The sequence below is a fragment of the Agromyces sp. Y782 genome, assembly GCF_059445405.1.
Genome location: NZ_JCAIUG010000001.1, coordinates 1407989 through 1424009 on the forward strand (window position 1 = coordinate 1407989; position 16021 = coordinate 1424009).

At 68.6% G+C, this 16021-nt stretch carries 11 protein-coding genes; 2 read left to right on the forward strand and 9 right to left on the reverse strand.

Annotated features, from left to right (window positions below):
• Positions 1 to 41 precede the first annotated feature (41 nt).
• Positions 42 to 686, forward strand: coding sequence for a histidine phosphatase family protein (locus tag AC1C2S_RS06505; protein ID WP_495351711.1), 645 nt, complete (start codon positions 42 to 44; stop codon positions 684 to 686).
• Positions 687 to 907: 221 nt separating this feature from the next.
• Here AC1C2S_RS06505 and AC1C2S_RS06510 read toward each other — a convergent pair whose 3' ends face one another.
• From AC1C2S_RS06510 to AC1C2S_RS06530, 5 genes are all read right to left on the reverse strand, one after another.
• Positions 908 to 1756 (reverse strand): alpha/beta hydrolase, encoded by an 849-nt coding sequence (locus tag AC1C2S_RS06510; RefSeq protein WP_495351712.1) that lies wholly within the window; start codon positions 1754 to 1756, stop codon positions 908 to 910.
• Positions 1757 to 1987: 231 nt separating this feature from the next.
• Positions 1988 to 3622: a fucose isomerase gene (locus tag AC1C2S_RS06515; RefSeq protein WP_495351713.1), complete on the reverse strand. Its 1635-nt coding sequence runs from the start codon at positions 3620 to 3622 to the stop codon at positions 1988 to 1990.
• Entirely contained in the window at positions 3619 to 6159 is a 2541-nt protein-coding gene (locus AC1C2S_RS06520) for a GH116 family glycosyl hydrolase (protein WP_495351714.1), read from the reverse strand. Before AC1C2S_RS06520 ends, AC1C2S_RS06515 begins: the two co-directional genes overlap by 4 nt.
• The gene (locus AC1C2S_RS06525; protein ID WP_495351715.1) at positions 6156 to 7805 is read right to left on the reverse strand and encodes an FGGY-family carbohydrate kinase; all 1650 of its coding nucleotides are present in this window, start codon (positions 7803 to 7805) and stop codon (positions 6156 to 6158) included. Before AC1C2S_RS06525 ends, AC1C2S_RS06520 begins: the two co-directional genes overlap by 4 nt.
• Before the next feature lie 528 nt (positions 7806 to 8333).
• Positions 8334 to 9323: a LacI family DNA-binding transcriptional regulator gene (locus AC1C2S_RS06530; RefSeq protein WP_495351716.1), complete on the reverse strand. Its 990-nt coding sequence runs from the start codon at positions 9321 to 9323 to the stop codon at positions 8334 to 8336.
• 116 nt (positions 9324 to 9439) lie between these two features.
• On the opposite strand from AC1C2S_RS06530, the gene AC1C2S_RS06535 reads away from it, so the two are divergent.
• Complete coding sequence (locus AC1C2S_RS06535) at positions 9440 to 10582, forward strand: glycoside hydrolase family 172 protein (protein WP_495351717.1); 1143 nt, start codon at positions 9440 to 9442, stop codon at positions 10580 to 10582.
• Positions 10583 to 10614: 32 nt separating this feature from the next.
• On the opposite strand, the gene AC1C2S_RS06540 is transcribed toward AC1C2S_RS06535, so the two are convergent.
• The 4 genes from AC1C2S_RS06540 to AC1C2S_RS06555 all read right to left on the reverse strand — a co-directional run bounded on the left by AC1C2S_RS06540 (position 10615) and on the right by AC1C2S_RS06555 (position 15945).
• Positions 10615 to 11886 (reverse strand): ATP-binding protein, encoded by a 1272-nt coding sequence (locus AC1C2S_RS06540; protein ID WP_495351718.1) that lies wholly within the window; start codon positions 11884 to 11886, stop codon positions 10615 to 10617.
• 126 nt (positions 11887 to 12012) lie between these two features.
• A complete protein-coding gene (locus AC1C2S_RS06545; RefSeq protein ID WP_495351719.1) occupies positions 12013 to 14058 on the reverse strand; it encodes a DUF5005 domain-containing protein in 2046 nt (681 codons plus the stop codon).
• Between the two features lie 56 nt (positions 14059 to 14114).
• Positions 14115 to 14981, reverse strand: coding sequence for a carbohydrate ABC transporter permease (locus AC1C2S_RS06550; protein ID WP_495351720.1), 867 nt, complete (start codon positions 14979 to 14981; stop codon positions 14115 to 14117).
• A gap of 1 nt (position 14982) precedes the next feature.
• Positions 14983 to 15945 carry a carbohydrate ABC transporter permease gene (locus AC1C2S_RS06555; RefSeq protein WP_495351721.1) on the reverse strand — a complete coding sequence of 321 codons (963 nt, stop codon included), beginning with the start codon at positions 15943 to 15945 and terminating at the stop codon, positions 14983 to 14985.
• Positions 15946 to 16021 lie beyond the last annotated feature (76 nt).

Genomic DNA, 16021 nt, shown 5'->3' on the forward strand with positions numbered 1-16021 from the left:
AGACGGCCTACGATCGAAAGGACGCAGAGACGGGGCCGCGCATGACGACGTTCTACCTGGCACGGCATGGCGAGACGACTTGGCACGCCGACCACCGATACGCGGGCAACTCGGATGTTCCGCTCACTCGGCACGGTCTCGGGCAGGCCGCCGCCCTCGGCGCGTGGGCGGTCGACGCGAGCCTCGACGCGATCGTGGCATCCCCGCTCAGCCGCGCGCGGCGTTCGGCCGCGCCATCCGTCGAAACGACCGGCCTGGCGTTGCGCCTCGACGAGCGTCTCGTCGAGATCGACTTCGGCGACGCCGAGGGGCTCACGCCCGACGAGCTCGCCGAACAGTTCCCGGCGGAATGGGCGGCCTTCTGCCGCGCGCCGGCGAGCAACCCGCTGCCCGGCGGCGAGCGCGGCCGCGATGGCATCGCGCGCGCGCTCCCGGTGCTCGACGAACTGGTCGCCGAGTTTCCCGAGGGCCGGGTGCTCATCGTCGCGCATGCGACGCTCATCCGACTCCTGTTCTGCGAGCTCGCGGGCATGGACCCCGACGGTTACCGCGACCTCCTGCCCGTGCTCGGCAACTGCAGCATCACGACGATCGTCTACCCGTGGGCGACGGAGTCGCAGCTGACGAGCCATCCGCGCATCAGACTGCTCGGATTCGACGTGCCGCCCGGGCGTGCCGCGATCTGACGCGGCGTCCCGCTGGGAGAAGTAGCGCCCGACGACGCCCTCCCGCTGGTCGAGTAGCGCCCGACGACACCCTCCCCGCTGGTCGAGTAGCGCCCGACGACACCCTCCCCGCTGGTCGAGTAGCGCCCGACGAAGAAGGACGCGCATCGAGACCCTTCACCAGATCTCGATACGCTCCTGCGTCGCTACTCGATCAACGAATGCGCGAATGCGGCATCCGATCAGTCGACGGCGAATCGCTCGTCGAGCCAGTGGATGAGGTCGGCCCGAACCTCTTCGCGGTTCGTCTCGTTGAAGATATCGTGCCTGGCGCCCTCGTAGACGATGAGCTCGACATCGACGAGGCCCGACCGCGTGACGTACGCCTTCGCGAGCTTCACGGCGCTCTGCTCGCCACCGACCGAGTCGTCTGATCCGACCATGATGAGCAGCGGCAGTTCCGGCGGCAGGCCGCGCGCGGGTCGTCCGAGCAGGCGCACCCCATCGCGGAGACCGAACAGCTTTCGAAGCGGCACCTCGGTCGTGTACGGGTCGGCCATGAACGCGGCAGCGACATCGGGGTCGCGGCTCAGCCATTCGACCGGGGTCGGCCCGAGATGGCGGTAACGCGCATTGAGGTCGCCGCCGTTCATGTCGAACAGCGTGCGGTAGGCCGTGCCGATGAGCACGACGCCGTCGTACTTCTCTGCGCTGCGATTGACGATGATCTGCGCCATGAGCGAACCCCACGAGTTGCCGAGGAACACGAGGGGCAGCTCAGGCCCTTCGGCTTCGCGGATGACGCTGCTGAACTGCTCCACGGCGTCGATCGTCGCCCTGAGCCCGCCGGGGCCGAGGCGACCCATGCGCGTGAGGTCGCCGCCGTGCTGTTCGAACCCGGTCTGCCCGTGGCCCCGGTGGTCGTCGGCCCACACCGAATAGCCTGCCGCGTTCAGCGCCTCGACGAGCTCGCCGTAGCGGCCGATGTGCTCGCCGACCCCGTGCGCGAGCTGCACGACCGCGTGCGCGTCGGGCACCCGCCACGATTCGTAGTGGATGTGGACTCCGTGCGCATCGGTGAACATCGGCATGCCGACATTGTCGCAGCACGCGAGCTGTGACGAGCGAACGGGGCCGCCGCGGCATCCGCCCTCTGCAGCAATTCAGGTCGGGAGTGCGTGTCGCCCCGGAATCAGGCCCCGAACACCGCGCGACACACCTCCGCACCTGAATTGCTGCAGGTGGGGTGGGGAATTGCGGTGGGTGGCGTGGGGCAGGCGCCGCAGGGCATCGGATGCGGCCGACCGGCCGGCCGACCGACCTCAGAGGTCGACGCGACCGATCAGGTTGACCTTGACCCCCAGCCGATCGAGCATGGCGGCCTTCGCGACGAGCGCCTTGTCGGCCGTCTCGGCGTCGGGTGCGTAGACGAGCTGGGCGTGGTTCGCCTTGTGGCGCGCCATGAACTGATCGCGGCTCACATCGTGCAGCACGACGTGCGCGATCGGCCACTCGGGGTTGGTCGCGTTCTTGCGCCGCTGCGTCTCCTCATCGGGCAGGGCGACGACGGTTCCGCGGAAGACGTCGGCCTGCAGGATGCCGTCGGCGATGAACACCCGCGAGAGCACGATCTCGCCGGGCTTCGAGACCCCATTGACCGTCGCGCCGCCGGCGGGGAAGAAGACGGGGTGCTGCCGCCAGCCCTCGGCGTGCTGCCAGCCGCCGAGGTGCGAGCCGGGCACCGAGCCCGAGATCTCGTACACCCAGACGAAGTCGCCGTCGTACTCCTCGCCCCACCGCACGTCGTGCAGGGTGTTGTCGGGAATGAGCCCCATCGCGCGCCAGACGCGGTCGGTGATGAGCGCGTCGACGGCGACGCCCTCGTCGGCCTCGTTGAAGTGCGGGAAGGCGCGCCCCTCGTGCAGCACGCGTGAGCCGTCGCGCGAGCTCACCGGCGGCCGCTCGGTCGAGTTGAGCAGCCCCTCTGCGAGGTCCGATGCCGGCACGAGGTCTTTGAGGCCCTGCTGGTACTGGATGCCGACGGCGTCGAGGCCGAAGTCGTCGGCGATGCGCAGCGCAGCGATGTACATCTTCATCTGCGAGCGCACCTGCGCTTCGGTGAGCTCGGTCGCCTCGTCGGTGCCGAAGCGGAACGTCATGCCGCGCTCGACGAGCCAGTCGCGGGCGGCATCGGCGTCGGCATCCGGCACCGTCAGCATCTCGGCGTAGAGCGCCGACTGCGAGAGCCGCTCCTTGTAGATGCCGAGCGGGTTCAGCAGCTCGTCGTCGAAGATCGCGTTGTACATGCCCATGCAGCCTTCGTCGAACACGCCGATGATGGCCTTGTCGGCGAGCAGCTGGTCGCCGAGGGCCCGCCCGAGTTCGACCTCGGGGGTGTTCGGCAGTTCGGGCAGCGGCCGCACGTGCGAGGCATCGTGTGTGACCCGGCCGGTCTCGACCCACTCGCGCAGGCCGCCCGCGAACCACTCGTCGGTGAAGTCGACCGACCAGATCGTCGAGTAGGGCTTGTCCATCTTCGTGAGGCCGGCGTTCAGCCCGAGCAGCCCCACGAGTCCCGGCCAGTCGCCCGCGAAGTTCGCGACGGTGAGGATCGGCCCGCGATGCGTGCGGAGCCCCGCGAGCACGTGGTGCGAGTACTGCCACACCGCCTCGGCGACGATGAGGGGCGCGTCGACCGGGATGTCCTTGAACACCTCGAGTCCCATGCGCTGGCTCGAGATGAACCCGTGCCCGGTCACCGGGTCGACCCCGTTGGCCCGCACCACGCTCCAGCCGAGCTCGGCGAGCGCAGCCGTGACGTCGGCCTCCATCGCGGACTGGATCGCCCAGCCGGCGGTGTTCGCCGACTCGCGAAGGTCGCCGCTCGCGATGAGGTACGCGGTGTTCGGTGCCGATACCGGCCGTTCGGCGGTCGCGGGCAGTGTGTAGCTCGTCATCGTGTCTCCTGGGGTGTGTGGTCGTCGGCCGCCGCGCGGGCGGTGTGGTGTTCACCGGTGGTCAGGTGCAGGGGGCCGGATGCCGCGCGCCCGCGCAGCTCGAGGCGTTCGATGTCGAGCGTGCCGCCGTCGATGCGCAGCGTGAGCTCGTCGCCGTCGATCTCGACGCGGCCCCACGCGCCGCCGGTCGTGAAGAGGTATCGGCCGTCGGAACGCGGGTCGAAGGCGAGCGTGCGCGCCGGGGCATCCCATTGCGCACCGCTGAACGCGAGCAGCAGCGCCCATGACGCGAGCGAGCGGGCGTAGTGGTTGCCGCACTCGATCTCGTTCCACGGGTTGCGCACGCTGCCGTCGTATCGCGCCCGGAGCGTGTGCTCGACGAGCAGCGCCTCGTCGACGAGGCCGGCGTAGACGAGGGAAGCCGCGACCTGGTGCTCGATGCCAGTCCACACCTCGTCGGAGTAGACGAACGGTATCTCCGGTCGCCCGCCCTGCGGCCAGGATGCGAGCAGCAGCCCGCCCTCGTCGTTCAAGGCGTAGACGCGCTGCGTGCTTTCGTGCGCCGTGAGGTCGGTGCGGTGGTTGTGCCGGGTGATCGCGCCGAGCGCGCTGCGCAGGTGACCCTTGGGGAGGAGCTCGCCGAGCCCGTTCACCCAAGCGTGGAACTGGCCGAGCAGCTGATCGGAGAGCACGCCGTCGCCGTACTGGTAGCGGTGCTCATCGACGTCGTCGATGGCCTGGCGGTAGTACTCGCCGTTCCAGAGCACTTCCTCCATGCCTGCCGCGCAGCGCTCGGCCCGATCGAGCCAGTCGGCGGCCAGGCCGGTCTCGCCGAGGTGAGCGGCCATGCGTACACCGGCATGCAGGGCTGCGAGGAACATGCCGTTCGCGAGCGGCTCGACGCCGTGGAACTCGATGTCGTAGGTGTTGTGCAGTTCGCCGTCGAGCAGGCCGTCGCCGTCGCGGTCCCACTCGCGGATCGCGTACTCGATCGTGCGCACGGCTGCGGGCCAGAGCTCGCGCAGGAAGTCGTCGTCGCCCGAGAGTCGCCACTCCCGATGCAGGCGCAGGAAGGTGCCGAGCTGCCCGTCGACCGCTGGGCCCATGAACCACGCGGGGCCGCCGAAGACGCGGTTGGAGCGGAACTTCTGCGCGCCGGAGGCATCCGTCTCGAGCAGGAACTCGACCCGTCGCGCGCTGCGCTCGAGCGACGGGAACAGCCACGCGGCGGTCTGCGCGTACGACCACACGTGCGTGCACGTGCCCTCGCACGAACCGCCGTGGTCGAACGAGCCCTCCCATGCGGCGAACATCGGGCCCGCGCCGAGTTCGGGATTCGGCTGCTCGACGACGAAGCACGTCGTCGAGCGGAGCGCCGCGATGTTGGCGCCCACCGCATCGGCGATCACCGGATCGAGCGTGCCGCCGTACAGCGCGTCGACGAATGAGCGGGTGGATGCCTCGAGCCCGCCGAGCTCGCGGTGCAGATGGGATGCCGCTGCCCACGCGTCGGGCCACAGCGTCGCATAGTGGTTCGCCACGATCTCACCGGGGTGGTCGTCGCCGAAGACGATGTGGCCGTACCATCCGCGGCGGCGGTTCGGGAAGCTCCACGCGAGCACGAACTCGAAGTCGCGCGCCTCGCCCGGGGCCAGTTCGTGCACGATGCCGAGCGTTCCCGTGCGCAGGCGCGGGAGCTTCTCGAACAGCGCCTCCTCGGTCATCGGCGTTCCGTCGCCCGAGTCGGCGAAGAGCCCGCGAGGCCGATCTTCGAGCGTCAGCCGCGGTTCCGGCTCGAGCAAGCCGTCGTCGACGAGGTCGTTCCAGAACAGGCGCGGGCCGTCGGGCCAGAACCCCGTGACCCATTGCGGCTTCGCGGTGGTCGAGGCATCCGTCGTCGTGAGGCTCATCGTGCCGAAGCCGGGGTCGTCGCTCGGCAGCCCGATGCCGAAGTCGAGCCCGCGCACGTCGCCGTCGTCGCGCCAGCGCACGGTCTGCGCGGCGCGCATGCCGAACGGGCCGTCGCCACGACCGGCGGTGTGGCTGAGCGAGCCCGCGACGGTGACCGTGGCCGGCACGTCGCCCGGGTTCGTCACGCGGTAGCGCAGCACGGCGGCCGGGATGCCCGAGGCGTCGACGTCGAGCGGCACGAGCGGGGTGAACGCGGTGAGCGAGACGTCGACCGGCAGCACGTCGTCGGTGAAGTCGATGTCGACGATCGGGTATTCGCCGTGCATCGTCGCGCCGGCCAGGCGAGGCAGGCCCGCGAGTCGGTCGAAACCGTAGCCCGCATCCCAGTCGTGCCGGCCCGTGATGCGCGCCTCGAGCACGCGGGTGACGGCGGGGCCGCCCTCGGGCACCGCGTGGATCGCGAAGAAGGTGTTGGGGTTCAGCCGCCCCTTGTCGGGCAGGTTCTCGAGCTCCCAGTCGCGCAGCTCGCCGCGGGCGCCGAGCGAGACGTTGCCAGTGCCGATGCCGCCGAGGGGGAAAGCGGCGCGTTCGGCGGTGTGCGGGATGCCCCGTGCGCGGCGCGTCATCGAGTGATCTCCTCGTGGTCGTGTGCGTGTGCGTAGTCGTGCGCGTGGTCGTGTGCGTGGTCGTGCTTGCCCTCGTCGCCGCGCGCGACCTCGCCGTGCTCGCGCTGCGGCAGGCCGCGCTGCGGTAGGCCGCGCTGCGGTAGGCCGCGCTGCACCGCGGCGAGTTCGTGCACGAGTTCTTTCGTCGAGGCGTACAGCCGCAGGTAGCGTTCGAAGAGCGCGTCGTAGCCCGCTGCGGCCGACGGGTCGGGCCGGATCGTCGTCGCCACCGGATTCCACTCGGCGATGCGCGGGGCGGCCGCGGCCTCACTCGCGGTGGCGACCGCCGCGAGGAACGCGGCACCGTAGCTCGCTCCGATCGTGGTCTGCGGCACCTCCTGCACGAGCCCCGTGGCATCCGACACGATCTGCAGCCAGAGCGAACCCTGCGTGCCGCCGCCGACAGCGACGATGCGGCGGATGTCGGCGCCGGCGGCGCGCATGGTCTCGACGTTGTGCCGCACGCCGAGGGCGGTCGCCTCGAGCGCGGCACGGTAGAGGTCGCCGCGGGTGTGGCTGAGCGTGAGGCCCGCGATCACGCCCCGCGCGTCGGGGTCGAGGATCGGCGTGCGCTCGCCCGCGAAGTATGGGAGCATCACGAGCCCCCGCGCGCCGACGCCGGAATCGGCGGCCTCGGCCAGGAGGGTCGGATAGTCGGCATCGGTGAGGTCTTTCAGCCATGCCGTGAGCGCGCCCGAGGTCGCGAGGCCGCCGGCGAGGTTGCGGGTGCCCGCGAAGGCGCCGACCGTCGTCCACATCGACGGGGTGCGCAGAGTCTCCTCGCCGGTCGCGATGAGGAACATCGTCGTGCCGTACATGAGCATGAGGTCGCCGGCCCCGTGGGCCCCGACGCTCACGGCTTCGGTCCACGCGTCGATGGTGCCCGCGATGACGGGAGTGCCCTCGGGGATGCCAGTGGCGGCGGCAGCTGCCCGGGTCACCCTGCCGACGAGCTCGCCGGCCCACACCAGCGGCGGCGCCTCGATGCCCTCGGCGAAGCGGCTCCACCACGGCTCGTGCCACGCCTCGGCCTCGATGTCGTACAGCGGGGAGACCTGGCTGGCCGACTGGTGGTCGAGCACGTAGGCCCCGGTGAGCTTGCGCGCGAGCCAGGATGCCGGCATGAACAGCCGGCGGGCCCGTGCGAATGCCTCGGGCTCCTCCTCCGCGATCCAGCGGATCTTCGGGCCGCCGGCCTGCGAGGTGAGCGTCGAGCCACCGACCCGGGTGACCTCGTCGATGCCGAGTTCTTGCGACATCCGCTCGATCTGCGACGCCGCCCGGGTGTCGACGCCGTACAGGATCGCCGGGCGCACCGGCTCGTCGTGCTCGTCGGCGAGAAGGATGCATGGGCCCATGCCGCTGACGCCGACGCCCGTCAGCTCGAGTTCGATCCCGCGATCGGATGCCTCGGCCAGCAGTCGCTGCGAGAGCTCGACGAACTCGCTCCACCAGAGGCGGCCGTGCATCTCGACGTGGCCCGGGCGGGGGCGCTGCACCTCGTGGGCGACGGTGGCGGTCGCGAGCGTCGCGCCGTCGTCGGCGACGAGGACGCCCTTGCTGCTCGAGGTGCCGATGTCGACACCGAGCGTGCATCGCATTGGCATTGGCACTCCTCCTCGAATCGCCATCGGCGTGCGCCTCGTCGGTCGACCGCCTCGTCGGTCACTCTATGCGAAATCGATTTCATGATCAACCGAGCCGTGGTGCCCGGCGGGCTCCCATTCCTCGCCCCCATGCAGCGATTCACCTCACGCATCTCCCCCGCCTCCCCCGTCTCCCCGTCTCTCCCCGTCTCCCCCCGCCTCGCCCGCCTCGCCATCTCGCCATCTCGCCCGCCTCGCCATCTCCCCCGTCTCCCCATCTCCCCCGTCTCGCCCTCTCCCCCGTCAGCAATTCAGGAGCGGAGGTGTGTCGCGGCCTCCCTGAGACCCATCCACCGCGACACGCCGTGCGTGAACCTGAATTAGCGAACGGGCGAGACTGCGTCGGACCGGAGCAGAGGCGCGGCGGCGACGCGAGATGGGGGCGCGAGGAAAGCGGCGCATCGAAGGGCACCACGGCAGCGGCAGGGGCGCGGACAAGGCGGCAGCGGCGGCGCGGACAAGGCGCCGGCGGCAGCGCGGACGAAGCGACTACGAGACGGGGCGGTCGCGGGCCGGCCGCAGCTCGCCGCGCAGCACGACGGTGCGGGCCTGCTGGTCGTCGCCCGAGATGCGCTCGAGCAGCATCTTCGCCGCGGTCACGCCCATGTGACGCGCCGGCAGCTTGACGACAGTGACGGCGCTCGGCGACAGCGTCGTGAAGGGCAACGACCCGACCACCGCGACCCCGAGCTTCGGCGGGGTGAGCCCGTGCTCGGTGAGCACTTGGATCGCCCCCACGCCGAGGAGGTTGTTCGCCGCGACGATCGCGTCGGGCGGCTCGGGCAGCGCGAGCAGCTCTTCCATCACCTCGCGCCCGCCGTCGACGCGGAACGTCGAGTACCGCAGCAGTGCGTCGGAGTCGGCGTCGGGGAAGTGGCGCGCCACGACGCCCCGCCAGCCCTGGGCTCGTTCGTAGGCGGTCTCGATGTGCTGCGGTCCGGTGATGCACGCGATGCGCCGATACCCCGCCTGCACGAGGTGCTCGGTCGCGGCCTGACCGGCCGTGCGGTTGGCCATGACCACGCCGTCGATGTCGTAGCCCGTGCCGCGGTCGACGGCGACGACCGGCCGGCCGGCGGCACGGATGTCGTCGAGATTGGTCTGGTCGGATGCCGCGGCGAGGATCACTCCGGCCATGTGCTCGGAGATCGCGATCTGGAGGTAGGTCGCCTCTTTCTCGAGCTGGGCGTCGGTGTTGCACAGCACGACGGAGTAGCCGGCACTCTGCGCGACGTCTTCGACGCCGCGGGCGAGCTCGGTGAAGTAGGGGTTCTCGATGTCGGGGATGACGAGGGCGATGACCTCGGACTCCTGCTTGCGCAGGGTTCTCGCCGTACGGTTCGGCGTGAACTTGAGCTGCTTCGCCGCCTCGCGGACAGCAGTGACCTTCTCGTCGGAGACGGCCACGCCGTTGAACACCCGTGACACGGTCGCCGGTGACACGCCGGCGAGCTTCGCCACCTCGTAGATCGTCGCCATGCGCCCTGTCCCTGTGCCGGCCGCGTTGACATGCCGATGAGGCCACCTTACAGTGTTGAAATCGATTCCAAGCGCGCGCATCTCTGCGCTGCGCCGACACGAGGAAGTGGCCGACCGTGAACTCCCTGCAACCACCGAGTCCCGACCTGTCGTCGATCGCGGCGATGCGACCTCTGCAGACGCGATCGATCTCACCCGAGAACTTCGACGGCTCGAAGGGCGGTGGCGGTCGAGCGACCGAGGGCACCGGGGCATCCGCTGCCCGCGATCTCGGCCCCGGCTGGAAGATCTCGCCCAGTGTCGACGTCAAGGCGGGTGAGACCTTCGACCTCGCGACGATCGACGGCGCCGGCAAGATCACGCACATCTGGATCACGACCCACACCGACAACTGGCGCACCCTCGTGCTGCGCGCCTACTGGGACGGCGCCGACGAACCCGCGATCGAGGTGCCCTACGGCGACTTCTTCTGCAACGGCTGGGGCGTGTTCGCGCAGGTGAACTCGCAGACGATCGCCGCGAACCCGCACGGCGGCTTCAACTCGTACTGGCCGATGCCCTTCAAGGAGGGCGCCCGCCTCACGATCGAGAACACTTCCGTCGTCGATGTGCGCGTCTACTACCAGGTGACGTACGAGATCGGCGGCGACTACTCGAACGACGGCTACTTCCACGCGCAGTGGCGGAGGTCGAACCCGCTCGAGGAATTCGTGCCGCACACGATCGTCGAGGGCGTCGAGGGGCAGGGCCAGTACGTCGGCACCTACCTCGCGTGGGGGGTGAACTCCAACGGCTGGTGGGGCGAAGGCGAGATCAAGTTCTACCTCGACGACGACACCGACCACCCCACGATCTGCGGCACCGGCACCGAGGACTACTTCGGCGGGGCCTGGAACTTCGACATCCCGGGCCAGGGCTACACCGAGTTCTCGACGCCCTACCTCGGCATGCCGCAAGTGATCCGCCCCGACGGGCTCTACGTTTCGCAACAGCGGTTCGGCATGTACCGCTGGCACCTGCTCGACCCGATCTTCTTCGCGACCGGTATCCCGAAGGTCGACATCCAGGCACTCGGTTGGCGAAGCGGATGGCGCTATCTCCCGTTGCGCGACGACATCGCGTCGACCGCACTCTTCTACCTCGCCCGGCCCACAGCCCGGCGCCCGAAGTCGCCGACGGCCGACGACATGGAGGTGCACCTCGGGACGGCCCCCGTGCCCGACATCGGTGCGATGCCGCCCCGGGCGCCGCAGGACTGACATGGCGGATGCCTCGCCGAGCCCGCGACCAGTCACGGCCCGAGAAGCGCCAACGGAACGACCGCGACGCCATCGGGCCGGCGGTAGGCGAACTCCCCAGTGTTGACGACGATACGGTCGGCTAGTCGGTCGCCGATCTGATCACGCAGCCAGTTGAGGTGCCTGACGTCGTTGTCGCCCACTGTGGATGCCAGTTTGACCTCGATGGCGACAATTCGACGATCTTCACCTTCCACGATCAGATCGATCTCGCGCCGGTTGTCTTTGGTACGCAGGTGCCCCACGGATGCGCCGAGCGCCCCCGCATAGACCCGCACGCTCTGGGTCACCAATGATTCGAAAAGCGCACCCAGCCACGTGCCTGTACTCGTTGCAACTCTGTCTCCTTCCCCTTGAAGAAGACCTGCCCTCCCGACTCCGACCAACCTGGCAGCGATCGCCGGATCGACGAGATGGTGCTTGGGAGTGCGCGTCAATCGCTTGAGGGTGTTGAACACGGGCATCCACGCCGGAACCGGGTCGAGCACGAAGAGCCTCTGCAAGTGCTCCCGGTACGTATCCATAGTGCCTCTCGCGGGCTTCGCATCCTCCCCCGCCGTTGCCGCATCCAGCAGGGTCGTGTACGAGGCGTCTGTGGCAGTCGCTGCTCCATATGCGACCAGCCAGGCCATAAGCGCGGCCGGGCGCCGGACTGCCACGCCGTTCTCGGGGAGTTCTCGCGTCACGATCCGAGATACGTAGCTGTCCAACTGGACCTGGCGAGCCCGCTCGGAGAGGTCGCGGATGCCGGGGAATCCTGATCTGAGCACCTCATCCGTGTATGTCGGGAGATCAATGGATGAACGGCCACCGACCTGCGTCCGGGTCGCCGAGAGCAGCCCGTCGAGGGACACTGTTGGATCGATGAGACTGCGCTCGCTGAACGCGAGCGGTCGCATTGCGAGACTCACGATTCTCCCAGCCCCTGAATGGATACGGATGCCTGGCGCAACCCCGGCCGATCCTGCAAGCAGGAACCTTCCGCCTGAGCTGTCTTCGTCCACCGCCATTCGCACCTGGTCCCACACCTCGGGTTCGAGTTGCCATTCGTCGATGAACACCGGCTGTGGCAGTCGAGTGACAAGCTCTGGATCTGCCACCACAACGGCACGCTGCGCCGACCTGGTCAACGATAAGACCGTTGCTGCACGCTGAGTTGCAGTAGCCGTCTTGCCTACACCCTTCGCGCCTTCCAGAGCGATCGCGGCGAGCTCGGGGACAAGGTCGTCCAACAGGGAATCGATGATGCGTCGACGATATGTCACGCAACGAATCTAGCAGATGGTCGCGTTTCTATTAGGCAAATAGTTGCATTCCTATTAGGCAATCAGTTGCGTTCCTATTGCACAATTGGTCGCGCTCGACCGTCTGGCAGTTTCGCAAGGGTGAGTTCAGGGGCGACCCGGCTTGCCGGGTTTGTCGGGCTTGCCGGGCTTGTCTGGGAAGTCGGGGCGCGGCGGCCGTGGGTCGTAGTGCACTGCCGAGAGGCCGAGCTCGCAGCCCCCGCACGAGGTCAGGATCGCCCGCTCCGCATCGGCGGTCGTCGTGACGACGAGCTCCGAGTCACCGCGCGACGCATCACGACGCACAGTCGCGGCGAAGCCGACGGTCAGTGTCTGGCCGGGGGCGATCTGCCCCGACCAGCGCAGCGTCGAGCCGTCGAGCACCGGCTCGCCCGTCGCGGAGCGCAGCGACGCGGCATCCAGATTCGCATCGTCGAGGAGTCCGCTGAGGTCGACGGCGAGGCTCACGGTCTCGGCGGTCGAGCTGTCGGTGGAAGCCGACAGCTCGTACGAGACCACGTCGTGGCGCACGACCTCGGATCCCGCCGCCGGGTCGGATGAGACCGTGACCGTCAGCCCCGGCAGCTGCTCCTTCGCCTTCGCGAGGGAGAGGTCGTCGATCTGCACCCAGCGGTCGCCGTTCAGGTTCGTGCCGACGAAGGCCTGCACGGCCGTGCGGTCGCCACTGTGGAAGGTCGCCGAGTAGCGCGTGTACGCGCCGACCTGCTCGAAGGATGTCTCGGCGAGCGTCGCGCCGCCGGAGCCGAGTTCGCGTACGCCCAGCGACCCGGGCGCCGGGCTGCCCCCGGTCACCACGAAGCCGGTGAAGGTGTACGTGGTGTTCGGCTCGACCACGACATCCTGGTGCACGTCGATCCACCCGGCGTTGTGCCGCATCCAGCCCTGCTTGGTGCCGCCGTGGGTCCACGCGTGGTTGACGTCGACGCCGCAGTTGCCCGCGCAGGCCCACGGCGCCGGTATGGCGGCGTCGACGGCGCGCTCGAATCCCGGGTCCTCGATGAGGTTCGGGTTCACGACGGCGCCCGTCTCGTCGATCTCGGCGCGCATCAAATACACGTTGTACGGCTCCCACTGCGAGAGCGCGAAGTAGAGCTCGCCGTCTTCCGACCAGGGGTGCAGGTAGCCGCCGTACAGGCCCGGGTAGTCCGCGAAGCTCGCGAGTCGCTGCGCCTCGCCCCACGGCCCCTCGGGAGTCGGCGCGGTGCGCAGCACCAGATCGAGGTCCTCGTTGAGATAGGTCATCAGCCAGCCGCCCGTGTGCTCGCTGTACTGCACCGACAGTTCCGCGACGTTCGGCGGCACGATCGGCGCGGCGACGGCGTCGTCGCCTACCACCCAATTCGACCCGTTCCAGTACGAATAGGCCGACTTGTCGAGCACGGATGACTCGGGCACGCGTGCGACGTGCGCCGCACCGAACCGGCCGTTCGGCGTTCCGAACATGTAGACGTAACCATCGTGGCGCTCGAACGCGACCATCTGGAACGGGTGCTGCCCGTCGGCGGTATTCGTCCACTGCGGTCCGTCGGTCGAGTTCCAGGTCTCGCCGTTGTCATCGGAGTAGGCGATGCGGCTGAAGTTCGTGTCCCATGCCCCGGGTTCGCCCCACTGGCGCACCGACATGAAGGCGAGGTACTGCCGATCGCCGACGGCGATGCCGGCCGTCGGGATCGTCGTGAGCTCTTCGCCGTTCACCTTCTGAGACGGGATGATCTCGGCCGCGTGACCCGGCGCATCCTCGACGGCGGAGTCGAACGTCATGCCGTCGGAGAGCTCGGCATCGCTGCTGCGCAGCAGCACGTTCGAGCGCCAGTCGCCACCGCCACCGCCGGGACCGCTCCAATCGCCGAAGGTGTCGCCGAAAGCGGTGAGGATCTCGCCGGCGCCGTTCTCCCACATGATGCCGAGGTCGGTGCCGGTCACGGCCCACCTCGTGTCGGTGGCGCTCAGCGACTTCGGCCCCGTCATCTTGCTGACGAGCACCGCGGGCGAATGATCCGGAGACGGCTCGGCGATCGCGCTCTCCGCAGGCGCGAGCGGCGCAGCGGCCGCACCGGTCGGCGCGAGCACTCCGATGACGAGCGCTCCGACGGCGGCGAGCACGGTGGTGTTCCTTCGTACGGGTTGCATCATTGCATCTCCCTGTCGGTGGAATTCGAGGTTCCGTCAGGCCGCCCCGCTGGGCGACGTCACTTCAGCCCGGCCATCTTGATGTTGCCGATGATCTGGCGCTGGAAGATCAGGAACAAGATGATGACGGGCGCCGCAGCGAGCACCGACCCGGCCATCAGCAGTCCGAGCTCGGTCGAGCGCTCGGAGCGGAACGTGGCGAGGTACTGCTGCACCACGAACTGCTCGGGGGTCGTGATCGTCATGATCGGCCAGACGTACGAGTTCCAGTACGCGAGGAACGCGGTGATGCCCATGACGACGAACGGCGGCTTGGAGAGCGGGAGGAAGAGCCGGATGAAGATCGTGAACCGGTTGCAGCCGTCGAGCATCGCGGCCTCTTCGAGGCTCGACGGGATGCTCAGGTAGAACTGCCGGATGAAGAACACCATCGCAGCGCTCGCCGCGCCCGGGAGCACCAGCACCGCGAGCGAATCGAGCATCTGCAGGTTGGTGACCACGATGAAGCTCGTGAGCAGGATCGTCATGCCCGGGATGAACAGGGTCGTGATCAGGATGACCCACAGGGTGCGCTTGAACCGGAAGTCCAGGCGGGCGAACGCGTAGGCGGCGAGCGAGTTCACCGCGAGGCTCAGCACCGTGAACAGCAGGGCGCCGCCGAAGGTCCACAGCATCGTGCGCAGGAAGGTGGGGTCGGCGAGGATCTGGACGTAGTTCTCCCACTTCCACACCTCGGGGAAGAACTGGAACGGCGTCTTCAGTACCTCGGTCTTCGTCTTGAAGCCCGCGATGAGCATCCAAGCAAGTGGGAAGAGCGCCGTGACGACGAAGAGCACGCCCATGGCGACCTTGCCGGTCGCGAAGAGCCACCATCGGGTGTCGCGCGCGACCCGCCGTGCGGGAGCGAGTTCGAAGGTTGCAGCCACGTCAGTCCACGAGCCTTTCGGAGTTGACGAACTTGAACACGATCGCCGACACGCTGCCGAGCACCACGAAGAGGAGCATGGCGGCCGCGATCGAGAACCCGACGTTGATGTCGTTTCGGAAGTGGATGAAGATGAACAGGTTCGGCAGCGTCGTCGAGTTGAGCGGACCGCCGTTGGTCATGATGAGCGGCAGTTCGAACTGCTGGATCGCCGCGACGAACCCGGTGACCACGAGGTAGAGCAGCACGTTCTTCATCTGCGGCAACGTGATGAAGAACGTCTTCTGCCACCAGTTCGCGCCCTCCATGGATGCCGCCTCGTAGTACTCGGTCGGGATGTCGACCATGGCCGCGACCATGATGAGCGAGGTGAGGCCCATGCCGAGCCAGATCGCCGGTACCGCGATCGCGACGAGTGCCCACGCGGGGTCGCCGATCCACGCGATCGGGTCGACGCCGAACAGGCCCAGGAACCAGTTGAGCAGACCGCCCGAGTAGTCGTAGATCAGCACGAAGATGATCGAGGTGATCACGGTCGAGACGATGGTCGGTATGTAGATGCTGACCTTCAGCAGTCCCGCGAAGCGCCGCGAGACGCTGACGACGAGTGAAGCGAAGCCGAACGCCAGCAGGAGCATCGGCGGCACGGTGAGCAGCACGAAGAGGAAGCCGCGACCGATCGCCTCGACGAAGAGCGGATCGCCCAGCACGTCGAGGTAGTTCTTCAGGCCGACGAACGCGGGGGCCTTGTAGAAACTCCAGTCCTGGAACGACAGGTAGGCGGCGTAGATCGCCGGCCAGATGACGAAGATGCCGAGCAGCACCATCGCCGGCAGGATCAGCCAGTAGGCGAGCTTGCCGTCTCGATATCGATAGCGGTCGCGCCGGCGCCGCACTTCCCGGCGATCGCTCGCGCCTCGGGCGTCGGTGACCCCGACCCCGCCGCGCACCATTTCGGTGACCATGATCCGTCCTGTCGTTCCGTGCCGGCTCGGCCGGTCGGAGGCCGGTCTTGCCAGCCTCCGACCAGTCGATCTCCGA